Annotated in this window: 14 protein-coding genes, 1 tRNA gene and 1 riboswitch; of the genes, 8 read left to right on the top strand and 7 right to left on the bottom strand. The window is 39.3% G+C overall.

Features of this window, described 5'->3' with window-relative positions; genetic code table 11:
- Position 1: 1 nt before the first annotated feature.
- Positions 2 to 4,144 carry a S8 family serine peptidase gene (locus tag BMZ31_RS20870; RefSeq protein ID WP_090830436.1) on the top strand — a complete coding sequence of 1,381 codons (4,143 nt, stop codon included), beginning with the start codon at positions 2 to 4 and terminating at the stop codon, positions 4,142 to 4,144.
- A gap of 422 nt (positions 4,145 to 4,566) precedes the next feature.
- Here BMZ31_RS20870 and BMZ31_RS04115 read toward each other — a convergent pair.
- Positions 4,567 to 4,640 (bottom strand) — tRNA-Arg (locus tag BMZ31_RS04115).
- A gap of 266 nt (positions 4,641 to 4,906) precedes the next feature.
- On the opposite strand from BMZ31_RS04115, the gene BMZ31_RS04110 reads away from it, so the two are divergent.
- The 6 genes from BMZ31_RS04110 (at position 4,907) to addA (ending at position 16,810) form a co-directional block, all read left to right on the top strand.
- Positions 4,907 to 5,974 carry a DUF3900 domain-containing protein gene (locus BMZ31_RS04110; protein WP_090830690.1) on the top strand — a complete coding sequence of 356 codons (1,068 nt, stop codon included), beginning with the start codon at positions 4,907 to 4,909 and terminating at the stop codon, positions 5,972 to 5,974.
- A gap of 29 nt (positions 5,975 to 6,003) precedes the next feature.
- Positions 6,004 to 6,975 (top strand): DMT family transporter, encoded by a 972-nt coding sequence (locus BMZ31_RS04105; RefSeq protein ID WP_090830435.1) that lies wholly within the window; start codon positions 6,004 to 6,006, stop codon positions 6,973 to 6,975.
- A 13-nt stretch (positions 6,976 to 6,988) separates the two neighbouring features.
- Positions 6,989 to 8,191, top strand: a complete 1,203-nt coding sequence (locus BMZ31_RS04100) for an alanyl-tRNA editing protein (RefSeq protein ID WP_090830434.1) — start codon at positions 6,989 to 6,991, stop codon at positions 8,189 to 8,191.
- A gap of 456 nt (positions 8,192 to 8,647) precedes the next feature.
- A complete protein-coding gene (locus tag BMZ31_RS04095; protein ID WP_254778575.1) occupies positions 8,648 to 9,187 on the top strand; it encodes a GNAT family N-acetyltransferase in 540 nt (179 codons plus the stop codon).
- A gap of 350 nt (positions 9,188 to 9,537) precedes the next feature.
- Positions 9,538 to 13,041 (top strand): helicase-exonuclease AddAB subunit AddB, encoded by a 3,504-nt coding sequence (gene addB / locus BMZ31_RS04090; protein ID WP_090830433.1) that lies wholly within the window; start codon positions 9,538 to 9,540, stop codon positions 13,039 to 13,041.
- Positions 13,034 to 16,810 (top strand): helicase-exonuclease AddAB subunit AddA, encoded by a 3,777-nt coding sequence (gene addA, locus BMZ31_RS04085; RefSeq protein WP_090830432.1) that lies wholly within the window; start codon positions 13,034 to 13,036, stop codon positions 16,808 to 16,810. Before addB ends, addA begins: the two co-directional genes overlap by 8 nt.
- A 48-nt stretch (positions 16,811 to 16,858) precedes the next feature.
- Here addA and BMZ31_RS04080 read toward each other — a convergent pair whose 3' ends face one another.
- Genes BMZ31_RS04080 through BMZ31_RS04055 form a run of 6 tightly spaced genes read right to left on the bottom strand, consistent with a single transcriptional unit; the run spans position 16,859 to position 18,824 of the window.
- A complete protein-coding gene (locus BMZ31_RS04080; RefSeq protein ID WP_090830431.1) occupies positions 16,859 to 17,077 on the bottom strand; it encodes a spore germination protein in 219 nt (72 codons plus the stop codon).
- A gap of 35 nt (positions 17,078 to 17,112) precedes the next feature.
- Complete coding sequence (locus BMZ31_RS04075; protein WP_254778573.1) at positions 17,113 to 17,505, bottom strand: spore germination protein GerPE; 393 nt, start codon at positions 17,503 to 17,505, stop codon at positions 17,113 to 17,115.
- A complete protein-coding gene (locus BMZ31_RS04070) occupies positions 17,505 to 17,684 on the bottom strand; it encodes a lipocalin/fatty acid-binding family protein (protein ID WP_090830430.1) in 180 nt (59 codons plus the stop codon). Before BMZ31_RS04070 ends, BMZ31_RS04075 begins: the two co-directional genes overlap by 1 nt.
- A gap of 5 nt (positions 17,685 to 17,689) precedes the next feature.
- The gene (gene gerPC / locus BMZ31_RS04065; protein WP_090830429.1) at positions 17,690 to 18,298 is read right to left on the bottom strand and encodes a spore germination protein GerPC; all 609 of its coding nucleotides are present in this window, start codon (positions 18,296 to 18,298) and stop codon (positions 17,690 to 17,692) included.
- A 38-nt stretch (positions 18,299 to 18,336) separates the two neighbouring features.
- Positions 18,337 to 18,555, bottom strand: coding sequence for a spore germination protein GerPB (locus tag BMZ31_RS04060; RefSeq protein ID WP_090830428.1), 219 nt, complete (start codon positions 18,553 to 18,555; stop codon positions 18,337 to 18,339).
- A gap of 47 nt (positions 18,556 to 18,602) precedes the next feature.
- Complete coding sequence (locus BMZ31_RS04055) at positions 18,603 to 18,824, bottom strand: spore germination protein (RefSeq protein ID WP_090830427.1); 222 nt, start codon at positions 18,822 to 18,824, stop codon at positions 18,603 to 18,605.
- 154 nt (positions 18,825 to 18,978) lie between these two features.
- Between BMZ31_RS04055 and BMZ31_RS04050 the strand changes: the two genes are divergently transcribed.
- Positions 18,979 to 20,172 carry a DUF418 domain-containing protein gene (locus BMZ31_RS04050; protein WP_090830426.1) on the top strand — a complete coding sequence of 398 codons (1,194 nt, stop codon included), beginning with the start codon at positions 18,979 to 18,981 and terminating at the stop codon, positions 20,170 to 20,172.
- A 159-nt stretch (positions 20,173 to 20,331) separates the two neighbouring features.
- A riboswitch (cyclic di-GMP riboswitch) is annotated at positions 20,332 to 20,418 on the top strand.
- Positions 20,419 to 20,490: the final 72 nt, after the last annotated feature.

Below are 20,490 nucleotides of genomic sequence, written 5' to 3'. Positions count from 1 at the left end.
AATGAAAATTCGAAAGAAACGATTTCTAAATGTTATGGTAACAGGTGTAATAGCATCCAGTTTACTTACATCTTACTTAATGCCTCAGCAAAAAACCTATGCTATATCACATTCTGCAGAATCGATCTTAAAAGGACTAACAGAAGAACAACGACAGTCTATAAAACGATTAACCCCACAAGAAGGATTCATCATTGATCCAAGTTTGTTGTCACTTAAAGATAAAACAGCAAATGTCATTGTTGAGTTCAAAACATCTCCGGTCGAAAATGCTCAGCAATCAAACACAAAAGGTACATCTAAAAATAAAGTAGAAAAGATTAAAGGAGAACAGGAACATTTCAAGCAACGCTTAGAAGAGCTTTTCAATAAAAAGAAGGAATTGAACCCGAAATTAAAAGAAAATTCAATTCATTTTCAAATTAAACAAACTTACCAGAATGTGTTTAATGGAATGGCTATGACGATTCCTACAAATGAAATTAATACCTTGCTTCAGACTGGTGTAGTTAAAAGGATTTGGAAAGACAATGTCGTTAGTTTACCGATAAATGAATCGACTACTACTCAAGAACCAACAACTGGAAAAGTAATTCCACCAGCGCTTCCTCATATAGGAGTTGATCGTTTACATAATGAGGGCTTAAAAGGTCAAGGAATCAAAGTTGGAGTGCTTGATACTGGGATCGACTATAATCACCCTGATTTAAAAGATGTTTATAAAGGCGGATATGACTTTGTCGAAAATGACTCTGATCCAATGGAAACAACTAGAGAGCAATGGCTCGCATCTGGTCAACCTGAAACGATAAACGGTACTGCATACTATACAGAACACGGAACCCATGTTGCTGGAACAATTGCATCTAACCCTAAAAATGATGTTGAATATGCCATGACAGGTGTAGCTCCGAATGTTGACTTGTATGCATATCGAGTATTAGGAGAATATGGATCAGGATATGATTCATCGGTTATCGCAGGTATAGAAAGAGCGGTAGAAGATGGAATGGATGTTATTAATCTATCATTAGGTAATGGTAATAATCATTCCTTAGACGCTACATCTGTAGCAATCAACAATGCAGCATTAAAAGGGGTCATACCAGTTATAGCCGGAGGAAATTCAGGGCCAACACCTGGTACGTTAGGTTCACCAGGTGCTTCTCCACTAGCTATCACTGTTGGTGCAAGTGATGTGCCGACTGATATTCCAACCGTTAATGCGAGTTTAGCAGATATTTCAGTTCAAAATACATTAATGGGGCATGGTCTTGGTAATGATTATCTAAAGTTAATTGATAAAGAGTATGATGTTGTTGAAGTAGGTATTGGTACAGAAGAGGATTATACTGACAAAGACGTTAATGGGAAAGTGGCATTAATTGCTCGTGGCGAGATATCATTTGATGAAAAAATTCGTCGAGCTCACGAAAAAGGTGCTGTAGCGGTATTGATTTATAATCATATCGATGGAGAGATTCCATTTTTCTTAGGTGAAAATCATGGTTATATCCCAACATTTAAAATGTTACATGCCGACGGAGTAAAACTTTCAGAAAAATTAAAAGCAGATCCTACAGCTAAACTTAAATTAACAGACTTACAGTCAAATATGACAACAGGTGATGTATTAGCTGATTTTAGCTCACGTGGTCCAGTTAGTAATAACTTTGATATTAAGCCAGATGTAATAGCACCTGGGGTTTCTACATTCTCTACTGTTCCAGAATATATTAATAGTCCAGAAGATGGTGTCGATTATTCTAGTGGTTATGCAAGTTTAAGTGGAACATCCATGGCAACACCACATGTTGCTGGAGTTGCAGCTTTATTATTACAATCACATCCAGATTATACAGTTGCAGATGTAAAAGCAGCGCTTATGAATACTGCGGATCCTTTAAAAGGTCGTAAGTACAATGTGAATGAAGTTGGAGCAGGACGTGTAGATGCTTATGAAGCAGTCCACAATACAACGTTATTTGAAGTTCAAAATAAGACGACTACCTTGGATGCAGCTGGATTTAAAATAGAAATCGATGACATCTCAGGATCTATACCTTTTGGCAGTATTTCACAATCAAGTGAGACTCAAAATAGAATAACCTCGATATCTATTAAGAATTTAAGTAGTGAACTAGAAACATATCATACTAGAGTTGAATTTTTAACAATCGATGGTGTCTCAAAGGAAGCTGGTAAGAATGGTGTGACGCTTCAATTACCATCAACGATTGATGTGAATGATAATGAGAATAAAAATATTAATGCAGAAATATCCATTCCAGCGGATGCAGAATTTGGTATATATCAGGGATATATTTATATTGAAAATGAATCAAAAACAGCAGAATATCAAATTCCTTTCCATGTTCGTTATTCTAAACCTGGATTCGAAAAACTAGAATTTTATAAACATGCAATAACGAATGACCTTAGTAACTTTCATCCATACATCGAGCCGTTTACACCAGTCAGTTTCAAGTTAAATAGTCATATGAAAACGATTGATGTAGTGGTTAGCGACCTAGATGGAAAACCAATTGGGTTTTATGGCACATTTAATTTAGAAAATACCTCAGTTGATACGGATTACTTAATATTTTTCGGATTTTCAGGTGAAGTAAAACATTTTACAGGTGATCCGAATAAACCTTTATCACTTGAATATGAACCACTTAAAGAGGGTAAATACATTGTTTCTTATATTGGAACAGGAGTAGATGGTAAAACATATAAGATTGATAATGACATGGTGATCGATAATACTGCTCCAACACTGGAATTTGATAAGAAAACAGGAATCAAAGAACTTTCAGATTCAGATTTAACAACGGAAAGTTATGACGGACAAGATTATACAGCCTATTGGGTGCATGGGAAATTGTATGATGATACGATTGACTATTTAAAAACTAGAGGACATGACATCACTCAAGAGGCAAATACCGCGTACGCTTATCAAGATTCTTTTTGGCCAACAGCTGAATTTTTCCCAAATGCAAATGGTGAATTTAAATTTGGTGTCCTACCAGAAGAATATGCAAACTATCCAACTAATGTAAGAATCTATACTTATGATTACGCTACTGCAGGAAATCCGATTTTCCCAGAGTTTACTTTTATTAATAAAGGAGCTCAATATTCTACAATTAAACCAAATACAAAAGGTGTAAGTCTTGGATCGGAGTTTGTAAATACATTTACAGTTCAAAACGCGAAAGATTTAACAAGTGCAACTGTAACAATCGATGTCCCTAATTTCTATAAAGTTGTAGACGTTAAGCCATCAAAACAGCTAGAAGATCTTGCAAATAAAAATAATTGGACTATTAATGTTGCAAAGCCACAAATTAAAGAAGAATATTGGTCTAAGATTTCAACATTTGCTGTAGATATTTCAGATAAAAAGACACAATTACCGGTTTCAATCAATGATGATATTGATTTATTAGATATCAAATTAAAAGTAGTCGATGACCATAATTACATGGTAGAAAGTTCATTCTATTATCAAGAATCTTCATATCAAACAAACTCCGGTAGTAAGTTTACTTTACCAACATTTGCTGAAAAGTTTAAATTCCACTCTCAGCACTCATGGGTAGAAGGTTACTATCATGGTGAAGCAGTTAATTTGGACAACTATGATATGGATTATTCAAGAATTGGGACAAAAGCTTATCTGGTTGATAAAAACGGTAAAAAGTACACTGCGGATATTTCAGAAAATGGGTATATGACGTATACGGATATCCCTGCAACGAAAGATGAATATACGTTAATCGTAGATATCCCTGGTCATTTCTTATATAGTAAAAAATTAACTTTAAGCAGGACAATTGATGGAAAAGTCCAAGGTAATTTCTATTCTATATATACGGATACGACTGCTGCCGGTGATGTCAACGGAGATCATGTAATTGATATTTATGACGCAAAGCTGGTTGCAAACAATGCTGGAATATCAGGGGATAGATTGAAAGAAGATCTTAACAAAGATGGAGTTGTTGACATTATTGACTTCAACTATGTCGAAAAGAACTTCATGTCCATCAATCCATATTTCCCAACGTCCAATAAACCAGTTGAAAAAACTAAAAATCTAACATTAGAAGAATTGAAAAAAAGTTTTAATTAATAATGAGGGTGCCTGTTGATATTGTACAAAACTGTCAAAGCGGCTCGTGAAGTCGCTGCCAGGTTAAAGCCAGGTACCCAAGGATGATCCCATACTTTGCTAAGTAAACATTCTTATTTACAAAGTTTAAAACGTCCTCATTATTGTATGAAGAAAAACTTATTGAGTTAATTAGTAAAAATCTTATGAACAAGGAATCCTAATTCAATTATTATGAAGTCTAAATCTTATTTTTTATATAAGTAACGGAAAGCTTTTGTTGACTAAGACAGCGATCTGCTTTTGCAAAAAATGCAATCTAAACAAAAATGGACCCTTCTCAATATGAGAGGGTCCATTTCATTTTCGGCAATCCAAAGTTTTTGTTATTTGTTGCTCTTAAAGGAGCAAGCAAGAATGTTGATTTATTAAGGGTTTTTGGATGTCCCAGAGAGGATTCGAACCTCCGACCTACAGTTTAGGAAACTGTTGCTCTATCCTACTGAGCTACTGAGACATAATATAATGAATTTAAGTAGTCGTACTATCTCGCCCTGATCGCAGTAAGAAGATTCAAGGAGTGGCTCGATCAGTACGCTGAAGCTTTTTCATTGAAGCTTATTCGGTCGTGCTGAATAGAAAGACTCTTTCATTATAAAGAATGAATGAATAAAGGTCAATAATGGTGAGTAAATCACTCGTGTTGTCTGGCTTGGTAAAATTGACGAATGTAACCTGCTTTTTTATACTGATGAAAGTAATGAAGGAAGCTGGGTGAATGTAGTGGATTTTGAAGTTAAATACTTATCCTTTTTTGTCGTTCAGGTTGAAGGTAAGGGCGATCAAGCGGATAAGCGTTATAAGCATTTTCAGACATTAGATGAAACAGAATATGAAAATAGTTCTTTAAAGGACTTTTTAGACGGAGAATTTACTAAAATTTCAAAACGGAAAGTTGATCGACATCCGAAGACGGAGGAAGTGCCGACAAAAATCGGTTATTTCGTCGTAGAAGAGGGTCATGACCTCACTTCGAATCCAAACTATAATCTCTTCAATCGCGTGAGACATGCTGATTCCAAAGAAGCATTTTATGCTGAAAGTGAGAAGTTTGTTACCGCGTATCTAGATACAAGTGCTGTCCGTGGTGGGGTATTCCTTGTTGCATCAGCAAAGCTTAGGAAATATTTCGATGAGCCATTTGTTTTTATCCTCAAATGCGATTTTGAACCGAAAGTGGCTTCGATTTCCGATGAAGCGACACTGATTAGAAATGTGGAAATGGCGATTACCACAAAGAACATGAAATCGATTCAATATCCATTTATGCCAGAAGAAGGCATGATAGAGGAGCATGAATTGAAAATCAATCAGTCTTCACACGCACGTTATTTTGAAGATTTTTTGAAGTATGTGGAATATGGCCAATCGATGCCTGAAATCGTCAAATCACAGGTGATGGAAATTGTAAGAGGCCATATGGAAGAAAACTATGCAACCGAAAGCGATCCAGAAGAACGTGAACGCCTAGAAACGGCTATGGAGGTTTGGGCAACGAGCGACAAGCGTGAAATCCAAGAGCGATTCACGAATGAGGAAGTCATTGAGGCAGCAGCACAAATCGTCGAGCATACTCCAGATCTAGAGTTGAAAATGAAACTGGATCATATATCAGTGAAAGGACTCCTTTCAGATTATGGAGATAGTGTACATTTAGCGAAGATCAATCATAAATATGTGTTAATGGTCGAAGCTGACTCGGTGGTTTTTGAAAAAGGGTTTTCACCAATTGAATTTCTAAGGCCGGATGATTTGGAACAGGTAATAGAGAGAATTCGTCGAAAACATTAACACGAGGCTATATAAATGGAGGGGGAAACATGCGTCCACTCATGCTTGGAATCTTTTCAGCTTTTTTCTTTGCTTTTACATTCGTTTTAAACCGAGCAATGGAATTGTCTGGGGGTAGTTGGATATGGAGTGCTTCACTCCGGTATTATTTTATGGTTCCATTGCTGCTTATTATTGTGGCAGGTAGAGGGAATCTTCGATCGTTACTCAACGTAATGAAAGAGAAGCCAGGCAAGTGGTTGCTGTGGAGTACAGTTGGCTTTGGATTGTTTTATGCGCCGATTTGTTTTACAGCAAGTTATTCCCCTGGCTGGCTGATCGCAGGGACATGGCAGATAACGATCATTTCAGGGTCGCTCCTTGTTCCATTTTTTTATGAAAAAGTAAAAACGGAAAACGGATTCGTCCTGAAAAAAGGAATGATTCCTGTAAAAGGGCTATTGATGTCCAGTATTATTCTTATTGGTGTGTTTTTGATGCAGATTGAGCATGCTGGAAAAATAGAGAGTAAGGATTTGTGGCTCGGGATTATCCCTATCATAATCGCATCGTTTGCATACCCTCTCGGCAACCGAAAAATGATGGAGGTATGTGAGGGGCGACTGGATGCGTATCAGCGAGTGCTAGGGATGACAATAGCGAGCATGCCTTTTTGGATATTGCTATCGGTCTATGGGGTGGTAAACGTAGGCTTACCGACTGGAGGCCAAATTTTTCAATCAGGCTTGGTGGCTGTATGTTCAGGAGTCATAGCGACGGTACTTTTTTTTCAGGCAACTGACTCTGTCAGAGGTAATATGAAGATGCTCGCTTCGGTTGAAGCAACCCAATCGATGGAAGTTGTGTTTGCTCTAGCTGGAGAAGTCATCCTGTTATCGGCCGCGATGCCTTCAACTTTGTCATGGATTGGGATCGTTGTGCTAATGGCAGGCATGTTTTTGCATAGCTACATTTCGCAACAAACCCATGTACCGAAAAAACCACAAAATATCGCTTTATAGAGGAGTACTAAAGATGGAGCACAAACTTTATTATAAAGACCCTTACACAAAAACTTTTTCGTCGAAAGTCAGTTACCAAAAACAAGACGAATCAGGAAGATGGTACGCAGTTTTGTCCGAAACCGCCTTTTATCCTACCGGTGGAGGGCAACCACATGATACAGGCACAATAGACGGTATAGAAGTAATCGATGTTGAAGAAGTGGACGGTGAAATACGTCATTACATAGAAAAGCCTTTTGAAGAGGTTGGGGATTCTGTAACAGGTGTGATTGATTGGGAACGACGTTTTGATCACATGCAGCAGCATGCCGGGCAGCATATTTTATCAGCTGCCTTTGACTCGGTGTTAGGATTTGAAACGATCAGTTTTCACCTCGGAAAAGAAACCTTAACGATTGATTTAGCGATTGAAGACTTGTCTGAGGAGCAGGCCTCAGCTGCTGAAGCTTTAGCGAATAGCATCATATTAGAAAATCGTCCCATTGAAACGAAGTGGACAACAGATTCAGAGCTTCATCAATATCCTATGAGGAAGATGCCGAAAGTAGCAGGGGATATTCGTCTTGTCATCATACCAGACTTCGATTATAACGGTTGCGGTGGAACACATCCATCATCTACAGGTCAGGTCGGAGCAATTAAGATTCTTGATTGGGAGCGTCAAAAGAAGAAAGTGCGCGTTCAGTTTGTTTGTGGAAACAGAGTGCTTACGCAGCTAGACCATAAACAGAAAGTGCTTCTAACAATGACCAAGCTATTGAATGCTCCTGAACAAGACATGGAGAAAGCAGCGTTCCGCGTTCTCGAGCATAATAAATTTCTTGAAAAGTCGCTTGAAGATGCACGCGATGCTCTCTTGCAATTTGAAGCAAAAGAATTAATCCAAGATTGTCAGAGTGATGGGAAAGTTCGATTCGTAACCAAAGTCATGGTAAATCGTTCGATGCAGGAGTTGCAAAAACTTGCAAAGAGTACGGTAGGACTAGCTGATGACAGCATCGCCATCCTTGTGTCGGAGAGTGATGGTCGCTTGCAAATCGTAGCAGCCAGAGGATCACAAGTTAATGTGAGCATGAAAGCAATCATGGGTGAAGCACTGCCATTGATAAATGGAAAAGGTGGCGGAAATGACGTCATGGCTCAAGGTGGTGGAGAGGCAATTATTTCTGGTGATACCCTTCTCCAAAAAGTGGTGAAAAATTTAATCAGTTAGGCTCTTTTCTTAAACTTTGTTTTTATTGGATTAAAACCATTAGGGATTTAGAGTATAGAACTTTATGTTGAAGAAAAGAGTACGAAAAAAATCCATACGTGATGGTTTCCTTTTTCGCAAGGCTTTGTTAAAGACCAATGTTGATTTTTAGCTTTGTTGATTGTAGCGGAAGGGTGCGAGACTCCTCGAAAAGGCTATCGCCTTTTCTTCGTGCGTGGGTTGATTCGGGGAAGATAATCAATGTCCTGCGGGGAAAGCGGGTCAGGGGAGACCCCGCAGGAGTGAAGCGACGAGGAGGCTCCCGAACCGCCCGCGGAAAGGGAGAGCCATGGAGCGAAAATCAACAACCAAGATTAACAGAGCCTTTCGTAAAAGCAACAATATTTGCGAAAACAGCCATCAGTTAAAAGGAAATCTCTTGCGTATGCCGAATTTTATCACGATGAGGTGATTGGTTTGGAAACGAAAAGTATGTTAAATGGGAATAGGATTTACTTAGATGGTCTCGTTAAAAAAGATGTATCATCTTTCATGAAATGGCAAAAGAAAGATTCTTTGATGAGAAATTATGATGCCCTCCCTTTTACCCCAAAAAGCGAAACTGAGTGGGAGAAGTGGATTGAAGATAATGGTACAAATCAATTCAAATTTGCGATTCGAAACAAAGAAAACGACGATTTGCTCGGACATGCTGCCATCGATGGTATTCTTTGGTCACACCGGACAGCTTGGGTGTCAATTTTTATTGGTGAAGAGAACTTGCATGGGCAAGGATTTGGTAGTGAGGCAATGGAACGGGTGCTTGAATTTGCTTTTTGTGAGCTTAACTTGCATCGTCTTCAATTGACCGTATTTTCATATAACGCTAGAGCCATTGCATTGTATGAGAAGCTCGGATTTAAAAAAGAAGGTACATATCGCGAATTTCTTGAGAGGGATTTACAAAGGCATGATATGTTCTTATATGGATTGTTGAAGCATGAATGGAGAAAATAGCGCGGCGATTGCCGTGCTTTTTCATTGGGTTTGCTAGTGATACCGGTTGGGGCATATTTTTGTTGAATGATGTCGAAATTTCGATAGAAGCTTCGTAACCGTCGTTAATTTCGTATAAGCGCCGTTAAATTTTTGTAACCGCCGATAGAACCCAATCAACCGCCGTTAAATTAAGAAAATCACCCAAGATACCCTCATGTCTGCAATGTCAGCACAAATGATCATCAATCATTTATTGTTTAACCTAACTGAATCATGTACTTGTGGATAACGAAGGTATTATACAAACGTTTGTACCCCTTTTGTGGTAAAATAGTATCAAAGGACGCATTCGAGACGGAGGTTTCATTATGTCATTAAGAACCATTATTGGCCGAGCGGGGAGCGGGAAAACAACCCTCTGCTTGGATGAAATAAAAAGTTCGCTTAAAAAAGATCCCTCTGGAGATCCGATTATATATCTAGTTCCAGATCAAATGACTTTCTTATCTGAATACCGTTTAGTCACTGATCCCGAAATTGGAGGGATGATCAGGACACAAGTGTACAGTTTTTCCCGACTTGCCTTAAGAATCCTTCAGGAGACTGGGGGAATAAGCAGGTATCACTTGAATAGCGTTGGTATGAGCATGCTGATTCGAAAAATTATTGACGAACGTAAAGACGATTTGAAGCTTTTCCAAAAAGCTGCTGATAAAAATGGCTTCATTCAGCAAATGGAGCAAATGATGACGGAGTTCAAGCGTTATTGTATTCGCCCCGAGGAATTGGTTGAAAAGCAACAGCATTTAAATCAGGTGAATGATGAACGCCCGAAACAGGCATTACAAGACAAATTACATGATCTTGAATTGATTTATCGTAATTTTGAAGCCGCTCTCGAAGGAAAGTATACAGATTCTGAAGACTACTTTCGATTACTGACGGAGAAAGCAGCATCTTCTCGTTATCTTCAAGATGCTGAAGTATACATTGACGGTTTTTACAGTTTTACACCTCAGGAGTTCCAGATCATCTCCGAATTGATGAAGCATTGCCGAAGAGTCACGATTGCCATGACTTTAGATGAACCATATATCGGAGTGGCTCCGGATGAACTTCACTTATTCCGTATGTCTGCAGAAACGTGTCAAACCATCCATGAAATTGCAAAGACAGGGAATATCACGATTGAACCGTATATACAAATGAACGAACAAAAGAGATGGGAAGACCCATCCCTCAAATATTTAGAAGCTGCATTTGATGCACGCCCAGCAGTTCCTTTCGAGAGTACACCGGCACTCCATATTTGCCGCGCCGTCAATCGACGCGCAGAAATCGAGGGGATTGCGAGGGAAATACGTGAACTTGTCAGGGCCAAGGGCTACAGGTATAGGGATATTGCCATCTTGATGAGAAATGGTCATTCCTACCAGGATATCATTGAAACGGTCTTTTACGATTACGAATTACCTGCTTTCATCAGTGTAAAACGGACAATGTTACACCATCCGCTAGTAGAATTAATTCGTTCCACTTTGGAAGTCATTAACGGAAAATGGCGTTATGAACCTGTTTTCAGAGCGATTAAATCAGACCTGCTTTTCCCTCTCCAGCGAAATCTAAATAAGATGAGGGAACAGATGGATCAACTGGAAAATTTTGTTCTCGCATACGGGATTCAAGGAGACAAATGGACAAAGAAGGATCGTTGGCATTATCGCCGTATCAAGGGACTTGAGTTTAGCTCTGCCACCCAAACTGATGCGGAAAAAAAGACAGAGCAAATGCTCAATGAGTTAAGACTCATGATCACTGCTCCGATTATTCGCTTGTCCAAGCGTTTCAAAAAAGCGGATAGTGGCAGAAAGCTTTGCGAAGCTATATATCTTTATCTAGAAGAGTTGGAAATTCCTGCGAAACTGGAGCAATGGAAATTCACAGCTGAAGAGAAAGGCGATCTCGTTAAAGCGCGTGAACACGACCAAGCCTGGAATGCCATTGTTGAACTTCTCGATCAATATGTGGAAATGCTTGGCGAAGAAAAGGTGAACTTAAAGCAATTCGCATCAATCATGGATGCAGGTTTGGAATCACTCGAATTTTCACTTGTTCCACCTGCCATAGATCAAGTACTAGTCGCAGATTTAGAGAAATCGAGACTTTCGGATATAAAGGTTGCCTTTATCATCGGACTCAATGAGGGAGTTTTACCGGCCAAAATAGCAAATGACGGCATCCTCGCAGAGGATGATCGAGAAATGCTGCAGGTTACAGGACTAAAAGTAGCTCCTGGTAGCAGAACGAGGCTTCTAGATGAGAATTTCCTCGCCTACAAAGCTTTTACGACGCCGTCTGAAATCCTTTATTTGAGTTATCCGTTTGCCAATGAAGAAGGAAAAGGGCTGATGCCTTCTTCTTATATTAAGAGAATGACAGACATGTTTCCTGCTTTCCATGAACATGCATTTGTAACTGACCCTTCCGAATTGACAGAGCAGGATCAACTGAATTTTGTCTCAAACGGCCACACCTCGTTATCTTACTTGACCGCCATTCTTGAATTGAACAAACGCAATTATCCTGTCAACCATTTATGGTGGGATGTTTACAATTTTTATATGGAAGATGAGAAGTGGAAAAATACCGCCAGCCGAGTTCTTTCTAGCTTATTTTATGAAAATAAAACGGTTCAACTTTCTCCTGAAGTCGCGGATGATTTATATGGAGAAACGATTCAAGCCAGTGTTTCCAGAATGGAAATGTTTCATAGTTGCCCCTTCTCACACTATGTCCAACATGGCTTAAAGTTAAGGGATCGTCAGATTTACCGTCTTGAAGCACCAGATATCGGCGACTTGTTCCACGCGGCATTAAAGCAAATTTCGGAAATGGTCAACGATCAAAATATTTCATGGGCGAAACTGACGCGATCAGAATGCGAGAAATTGGCAAAGCAGGCAGTCGACAATCTTGCTCCAAAGCTACAGAATCAAATCCTGCTGAGTTCTGAACGCCATCATTATATCAAGTATAAACTCGAACAAATTATCACCCGTGCTTCCTTCATTCTAAGTGAACATGCCAAAGTAAGCGGGTTTTCTCCAGTTGGATTAGAGGTTGGTTTCGGTGCAAATGAAAAGCTGAATCCCCTTCAATTTAATTTGAAAAATGGACATAAAATGGAACTTGTCGGACGGATTGACAGGGTTGACAAAGCCGAGGACGACCAAGGTGTTTACTTGCGCGTAATCGATTATAAATCGAGTGAAAAGGATTTGAACTTGGGTGAAGTTTATTACGGGCTTGCCCTGCAAATGCTGACTTATTTAGATATCATTATCGCCAACTCGGACCAGCTAGTTGGGAAGAAGGCAGACCCTGCAGGTGTATTGTATTTCCATGTTCATAATCCGATGATTGACTCGACTGAAATGCTTGGCTCAGACGAAATCGAGGAAAAAATCTTAAAGAAATTTAAGATGAAGGGCTTAGTGCTAGGAGAACACAATGTCATCCGCTTAATGGACCAAGGTCTGGAAACAGGAGAATCACAAATTATTTCTGCTGGTATCAATAAGAAAGATGGTGGCCTTTCTAAAAGATCAAAGATTGCTAGCAAAGATCAGTTTGATGAATTGAATCGATATGTGCGTAATCTATACGTGAAAACAGGAAATGAAATACTTGATGGCAAAGTGGAGATTTCGCCATACAAACTGAAGGAAAAGACTCCTTGTACGTTCTGTTCGTTCAAATCGGTTTGTCAGTTTGATCAATCCGTAGCTTCAAATGAATTTAGATCGCTAACACCAAAATCAAATGAAGAAGTATTTGAGTCCATCAAGAAGGAGGCGAGTCAAGATGAGTAAGCTGAATATACCTCCTAAACCTGAGAATGTCACATGGACAGACGATCAATGGAAAGCCATAATGGCTAAGGATCAGGACATTCTCGTGGCCGCGGCAGCTGGTTCAGGAAAGACCGCTGTGCTTGTTGAAAGAATGATCCAAAAAATTATCGCCGAGGAAGACCCTATCAATGTGGATGAGTTGCTAGTTGTTACCTTTACAAATGCATCAGCAGCTGAAATGCGTCATCGTATTGGAGAAGCATTGGAAAAGGCGATTGACAAAGATCCAGGCTCACAGCATCTACGGACCCAGTTGAGTCTTCTAAACAGGGCGTCCATTTCCACCTTGCATTCATTCTGTTTGGAAGTTATTCGGAAATATTATTATTTAATTGATATTGATCCTGGCTTTCGAATTGCTGATCAAATCGAAGGGCAGCTTCTCAGAGATGAAGTAATGGACGAGTTATTTGAAGATGAATACGGAAAGCAAGGAAATGAGGACTTCTTCAAACTCGTGGATACATTCAGTAATGACCGCAGCGATACAGGTTTACAGGATATTGTCGCAAAGATATATGAGTTTGCCATGTCTAATCCGATGCCAGCTAAATACTTGGATTCAATTGTAAATATGTATAAAGTTGATCCTAATCAAAGTCTGGAGGATTTGCCGTTCATCCAAACGCTTTTATACGATATAGAGTTGCAGTTACAAGGTGCAAAACAATTGTTAGAACGAGGCCTTGAATTGACACGTCTTCCAGGTGGACCGGCTCCAAGAGCTGAGAATTTTGAAGATGATTTAAAGATTGTTGATACGCTATTTATGGCTAAGAACGATTCATGGATGACGCTGTATCATGCCATGCAAACTTGGAGTTTCTCAAGAGCTAAGCCTTGCAAAAAGGGAATGTTTGATGAGGGGTTAACTGAAAAGGCTAAAGAATTGCGTGATAAAGCGAAAAAGCTTTTAGAAACGATGAAAACAGAGCTTTTTACAAGAAAACCAGAGAGCTTTTTGTGTGATATGAATGAAATGAAACCATTGATACAAACGTTGGTAGGATTAGTTCAATCCTTTGCAGACCGCTTTGATCAGCTTAAAAGGGAAAAGGGATTAGTTGATTTCTCCGATTTGGAACATAGTTCACTTGCGATTCTGGCTAATAGACCATCAGAAGATGGCCAACTTCTACCGTCCGAAGCAGCAATAGCGTACAGAGATCACTTTAAAGAAGTTTTGGTGGATGAATATCAGGATACGAATATGGTTCAAGAGACGATCTTGAAACTTGTTAGTAAACAAGGGGAGAACGGGAATTTATTTATGGTTGGCGACGTAAAGCAATCAATCTATCGTTTCCGTCTTGCAGAACCAAATTTATTCTTAGGAAAATACAATCTTTTTGGGAATGGTGAATCAGGTCCCGGACTAAAGATTGACCTTGCGAAAAATTTCCGCAGCCGCTTTGAAGTACTTGAAGGTACTAACTTCTTGTTTAAACAGCTGATGGGCGTAAAAGTTGGGGAAATAGAATATGATGAACCTGCCGAACTAAAGAAGGGTGCACCTTATCCAGAGGACAAATCATATCCAATTGAGTTAATGCTCATCGATCAAGCACAAGGTTCTTCTTCAGAATCAGAAGATGATGCTGAGGAAGCAAGCAGTGACGCTACCGAGTTTGATAAAGATGACTTAAAGCAATCACAGCTTGAAGCAAGAGCAATGGCATTGAAAATTAAACGTATGATTGCTGAACAAAAAGAAGTCTATAATGCAAAGACCAATACAGGTCGACCAGTCATGTATCGGGATATCGTCATTTTGCTACGTTCTATGACTTGGGCTCCTCAAATCATGGAGGAATTCAAACAACAAGGCATCCCGATTTATGCAAATTTATCAACCGGGTATTTTGAAGCCACAGAAGTGGCCATTATGATGAGCCTTCTTCGTGTCATTGACAATCCATATCAAGACATCCCACTTGTTTCTGTGCTAAGGTCGCCGATTGTCGGCTTGGACGAAGAAGAGTTGGCCAAGATACGCATTCATCATAAGAAGAATACTTTCTTTGAAGCTCTCTCTGATTTTTGTTCAAGAGTGCCAAAGGAAGAAACAGAAGGAGCCTATGAAAAGGTTCGTTATTTTTACGAAAAGTTAAAGGATTGGCGTTCACAGGCAAGACAAGGCGCCTTATCTGAGTTGATTTGGCAGTTGTATAGAGATACAAGATTTTACGATTTTGCCGGAGGTCTTCCTGGTGGAAAACAGCGACAAGCGAACTTAAGAGCACTGTATGATCGGGCAAGGCAATATGAAGAAACATCGTTCCGGGGGTTATTCCGCTTTTTGCGCTTTATAGAGCGGATAATGGATCGTGGGGATGATTTAGGCGCGGCAAGGGCACTTGGCGAACAAGAAGACGTGGTCAGGATGATGACCATTCATAGTTCCAAAGGACTTGAATTTCCAGTTGTCTTCATAGCAGGTCTCTCGAGACAGTTCAATACAATAGATATCAAAAAACCATATCTACTGGATAAGGAATATGGCTTTGCAGCCAAATATGTAAATCCAGAGAAAAGAATAGCCTATCCATCACTGCCACAACTTGCTTTCAAGCGTAAAAAGAAGATGGAAATGCTTGCAGAAGAAATGCGCGTGCTTTATGTCGCGCTAACGAGAGCAAAAGAAAAATTATACTTGCTGGCTTCAGTAAAGGATCTCAGAAAGAAGCTTGAGCAGTGGGCAGACACTTCCCAAAACATGGATTGGCTACTAAAAGACTATGAACGAGCAGCGGCAAATAGCTATTTTGATTGGGTTGGTCCTGCGCTTATGAGACATCGGGATGCAGGTGAACTGCTCGTGGATTCTGGAGATCATTCCCATGGATACAAAGAGATTTACAACCATCGCTCTGCTTGGGATATTAAGGTCTTATCTGCAGCTGATCTCCGAGTTGAGGAAGAATTAGCCGAACAAGAAATGGAGAACTTGCTTGATTTTGTGAAGGAGGGACAATTTGTCCCAATTCATTCAAGTTTAAAGGAGGAAATTTCTGATCGTCTTACTTGGACTTATGAAAACAAAGATGCAGCCACGCATCGCTCTAAACAATCTGTGTCCGAAATGAAACGTCATCGGGAAATTTCTGATGAACAGAGTGGGACTGATTTGCTAAGGAAATTCAGGAAGCCCTTGTTGAATCGTCCTAGATTCATACAGGAAAAAGCACTTACCCCTGCAGAACGCGGAACAGCCCTTCATATGGTGATGCAGCATATTGATCTTGCAAAGCCTATTGATGCAGGTTCATTCCAACAGCAGGTCACTGATATGGTGGCAAGGGAACTGTTAACCGAAGAACAGGCAGAAGTCATAGATGTTGCTTTAATAGAACAATTCTTTGAAACTGAAATTGGCAAAAGAATGCTAGCTGCCAAAAGTGTCAAAAGGGAAATTCCTTTTAGCTTGGCATTGCCAGCAAGATCCATATATCCTGATTGGCGAGGGGCAGAAGAGTCCATTTTCATTCAAGGGGTTGTCGATTGTTTGTTTGAAGATGAAGAAGGGCTCGTACTTCTAGACTACAAAACAGATGCGATAACTGAAAGATATAAAGGTGGATTTGAACAAGCGAAACGGATTATGGAAGATCGCTATCGCATGCAAATCGAATTATATGCGAAAGCTGTTGAACAAATCTGGAAAAAGCCGATTCAACATCGTTACTTGTTCTTCTTCGATGGTGCTAACATTTTGAAGATAGAGTAAACTTTTAAATCCAAACAGGCGTGAATCCACTTGATTCGCGCCTGTTTTTTAATTATTTCCAGTGATGGGCTGGTCGACCAGGTTTGTATCAAGGACGTTGCTTGCACTTATACCGTTATTCGTGATGATAAATCCGCCTGTATTTCCTGAGCCCGAACCACTATTGGCTTTTGAAGCGCTTTTGGGAGAAATGATGACAGTATCACCAAACTGAACTGTCCCTCCACCTACATTCACGATTTGAACAGGACCTACAATGGCTGGCATGAACATCACCCTTTAGTTTAAATTAAACAGATTTTTTATTCCTCAGAATCTTCTATCGGCCTTTTAAGTTGCCGAATATGTTTTACCCTTGTTTCCATGTACACATTGCAACTACTTCCTACATGAATTAAACCTGTAGTAGAAACTGCGATGACATCTATTTTCCCCACCTTAATGCAGGGGGTGAGATTATTTTTGAAGGAAATCATATTTTCATTGATTGGTTGAAGTGGGATAGGTTCTTTGAAAATGGCATATTCTTCAAAAACCCCTTCTGTTCCTAAGAAGGTATCTGACTCTCGTTGAACGGCCAATACCCTTGAAAATCCATTGATGATCGATGAATCTCCAAGTTGAATGGTTGAAGAAAAAGAAACGGTTTTGATATGAAGATAATCTACTATCGAAGTTCTTGAGAGCAAGTTCATTATCCTTTCGGAGTTAATGGGACGAGAGCACCGATAATCAATGATTCGGCAGGAGTGTCAAAAGTTGATGCAAGCTGAATGGTTTCCGTATCGCCTACTAATATCAAGGAAGAACTGGCTACGGCTGAGACACGAATCGTACCAACACACAATTCACGGTTATATACTTGAAAATTCATAACGATCAAACCCTTTCGTTATTTTCTGGCAAGTTGCTCAAGAAAGTATGAATACCTTTTTCGATTTCGACTTTTATTTTATGAATGATTTGTTCTTGTTGCTTCTTTAATCCATTTTCACTGCGATCAGTGAATGGAGTCTGATTCATATAATATTCAATTCGGTTTGCCAGTTGCTTCTTTACGTCAGTTTGCACAAAAGAAACGTATGAACGATCAAATTGTCTTTGTAGAGCGTGTTCACAAGCAACAAAAGTCTGTTCAGTGTCTTTCTCAAGATAAGACATGATTGCGTCTTCAATTTCGATTGTACATCGCATTTTTTCTTCTGGGGAAAGACCTGTCTGGATGGTCTGGTTATCGACGGTAAAGTCTTCAATTCCTTGCAAATCTGATGGATTCAGTCCAATGTTAAGTGTACCCTCTAGAGTTTCTACCTTTAATTGATCAAATTTATATTCGATTTTATCGACTCTAATTGCAGGTTTTTCTTTTAATTCCTTTATTTCTGCCATGCAAGTTTGCAGTTGTTCTTCAAGAGCTTTCAATCTGCGATCTTGGGCCTCAATAAAAGCATGGAGTCTGCTTATATAAGAATAAAAGTCCGCACTCATTTGCGTTCACCTCAATTATCATTCGATTTAAAAATCACCTAAGGTGTTTGAAGAGGAACAAATGTCCCTTCGGTTGATCCAGAGCTTGGCGTACCACTTTTCGCTTGAGGAGCGGGTTCTTTAAACCCTCCTGTATTATAAAGGTACGATGCAGGTCTTATCACTCCAGCACTTCCAATTTGAAGTACGCTGGAGTTTGTAATGCTCCCAATTTTAATGAAATTGATTTGAATGGACTGTTGAATGTAGAAATTCATGTCATCACCCGTTATCGGATTTATTGAAGAATGCTATTGATAGGTGCTTACGCATTAAGAATAATTCCTTGATCTATTTGATCCTGGTCATATGTGTTGGTCTGACTGTAATCATTCCGGACATGTAAGGCGTCACCTGTATTGAATGAACCAGCTCCTGAGAAAGTTTTGGCATTTGATATCGGCATGATTTTATAAACGTCGCCTATGTGAAAAACGGCACTGCTTCCGATTGAGATCACTTGGACGACTCCTACGATTGCTGGCATAATCCCCATCCTTTGCGCAGTATTTCTTTATTATCGTATGTTATAGAAGGAATTGTGTGATTAAATTGCCTACTAACCGAAATAAGAAAACCATTTGTTGGGAAAATTTTTAGAGTATAATCGTATTAGGAATTTGTTATAAGAGGGGGAAAATATGCTGAAAAATGTAACGCCTATCACTGAGGCAGAAAGAATTGTTTCCATTGACGTTATAAGGGGCTTCGCAATATTAGGAATTTATTTAATCAATATGCTTTCTTTTCATTCACCATTTTTACATATCGATCCAATTACATGGTGGGACTCCCAAGTAGATCAAGTTATTTATAAGTTCATTGATATCTTTGCTCAAGCTAGTTTTTATCCCTTGTTTTCCATGTTGTTCGGATATGGGCTAATTATTCTAAGAGAACGTACGGTGAAGAAAGGATTGTCTTTTCCTATCATTGCCGCTAGAAGGCTTGTTACATTGTTGGTCCTTGGTATTGTTCATGCCTTTTTGATATGGGATGGAGACATATTAATCCTTTATGCGGTAATTGGACTTTTATCACTAATCTTTCTGAGAATGTCAGGGAAAAAACTTATGCTAACAGGCATACTGCTGTACACGATTTCAAACTTGCTATTAAGTCTGCTGACTTTCATCATCGTCATGATGAATCCAGAAGAACCATTCAATATAGCTGATTTGTCAAAAGCTGATGCTGCTATCGAGGTGTATCAAAATGGAACGTTCTCTGAGATAACAGACCAGCGGATTAGCGAATGGTACGAGGTGTATAATTTGTACTCGTTGCCTATTATGTTGTTTACATTTCTTCCATACTTATTATTCGGTGCAGGGGTTGGGAAGGTTGGAGTTCTGGCTGATGTCCCAAAATATAAGCGAAAGCTCCTCATGACATTCATATTCTTGTTTCCGTTTGGACTGTTATTAAAATGTCTTCCTTACATAATGGTACACAATTATGCTACAGACTATATGCAAGACGCCTTTGGGGGAGTCATGCTCGCCATATCATATGCTTGTGCCATCGCCTTAGTTATGGAAAAAGAAAAGATGAAGAAATTTTTGCTTTACTTGGCGCCAGTAGGAAAATTATCGATGAGCAACTATCTACTACAATCAATTTTTACAACATTTGTTTTTTATAGTTATGGTTTAGGAATGTACGGAAAGTTTTCCTTAGCAGAAGGAACAATTCTTGCGATATCATTTTTTATTCTACAAGTAATTTTAAGCCATTTTTGGGTCAAGTATTTTTATTACGGACCTGTCGAATGGTTATGGCGAAGCGTGACATATTTGCATCGACCAAAAATGGCAAGGAATAAATTTCAGTAAATTCCGACATCGGAACATTAAACCTATAGATTTACCAAGGGTGTTGGTTCCTAATACCTAAAAAAATAATAGATAAAATGAGAGTTTAGAAGGATATTCGAAAGGTTTAAAAGCGAATAATATGAATTTAAGAGATCAGTCGACAAACACAACACTGAGTCTCGATAAAGGCAAACCTGGTGAAAACCAGCGACGCAAAACTATAGGGACTACGGTGCAAATGCACTATGTCAGCCAGTTACCGAAAGATCAGGGTGTTTCATAGGTGCAGTATGACTAATGACCCCCCTTTCGGCAAAGGCGGGGTTATTTTGTATG

This window comes from Bacillus sp. cl95, from assembly GCF_900115925.1.
Lineage (GTDB): Bacteria > Bacillota > Bacilli > Bacillales > Cytobacillaceae > Neobacillus_A.
The sequence above is the reverse complement of the archived record's forward strand: the minus strand, read 5'-3'. Positions and strand labels throughout refer to the sequence as shown.

Bases quoted from the DNA above. Each gene is read 5' to 3' on its own strand.
- BMZ31_RS20870 (WP_090830436.1), top strand. From the start codon at position 2: ATGAAAATTCGAAAGAAACGATTTCTAAATGTTATGGTAACAGGTGTA.
- BMZ31_RS04105 (WP_090830435.1), top strand. From the start codon at position 6,004: ATGCGTCCACTCATGCTTGGAATCTTTTCAGCTTTTTTCTTTGCTTTT.
- BMZ31_RS04100 (WP_090830434.1), top strand. From the start codon at position 6,989: ATGGAGCACAAACTTTATTATAAAGACCCTTACACAAAAACTTTTTCG.
- addB (WP_090830433.1), top strand. From the start codon at position 9,538: ATGTCATTAAGAACCATTATTGGCCGAGCGGGGAGCGGGAAAACAACC.
- addA (WP_090830432.1), top strand. From the start codon at position 13,034: ATGAGTAAGCTGAATATACCTCCTAAACCTGAGAATGTCACATGGACA.
- BMZ31_RS04080 (WP_090830431.1), bottom strand. From the start codon at position 17,077: ATGCCAGCCATTGTAGGTCCTGTTCAAATCGTGAATGTAGGTGGAGGG.
- BMZ31_RS04075 (WP_254778573.1), bottom strand. From the start codon at position 17,505: ATGAACTTGCTCTCAAGAACTTCGATAGTAGATTATCTTCATATCAAA.
- BMZ31_RS04070 (WP_090830430.1), bottom strand. From the start codon at position 17,684: ATGAATTTTCAAGTATATAACCGTGAATTGTGTGTTGGTACGATTCGT.
- gerPC (WP_090830429.1), bottom strand. From the start codon at position 18,298: ATGAGTGCGGACTTTTATTCTTATATAAGCAGACTCCATGCTTTTATT.
- BMZ31_RS04060 (WP_090830428.1), bottom strand. From the start codon at position 18,555: ATGAATTTCTACATTCAACAGTCCATTCAAATCAATTTCATTAAAATT.
- BMZ31_RS04055 (WP_090830427.1), bottom strand. From the start codon at position 18,824: ATGCCAGCAATCGTAGGAGTCGTCCAAGTGATCTCAATCGGAAGCAGT.
- BMZ31_RS04050 (WP_090830426.1), top strand. From the start codon at position 18,979: ATGCTGAAAAATGTAACGCCTATCACTGAGGCAGAAAGAATTGTTTCC.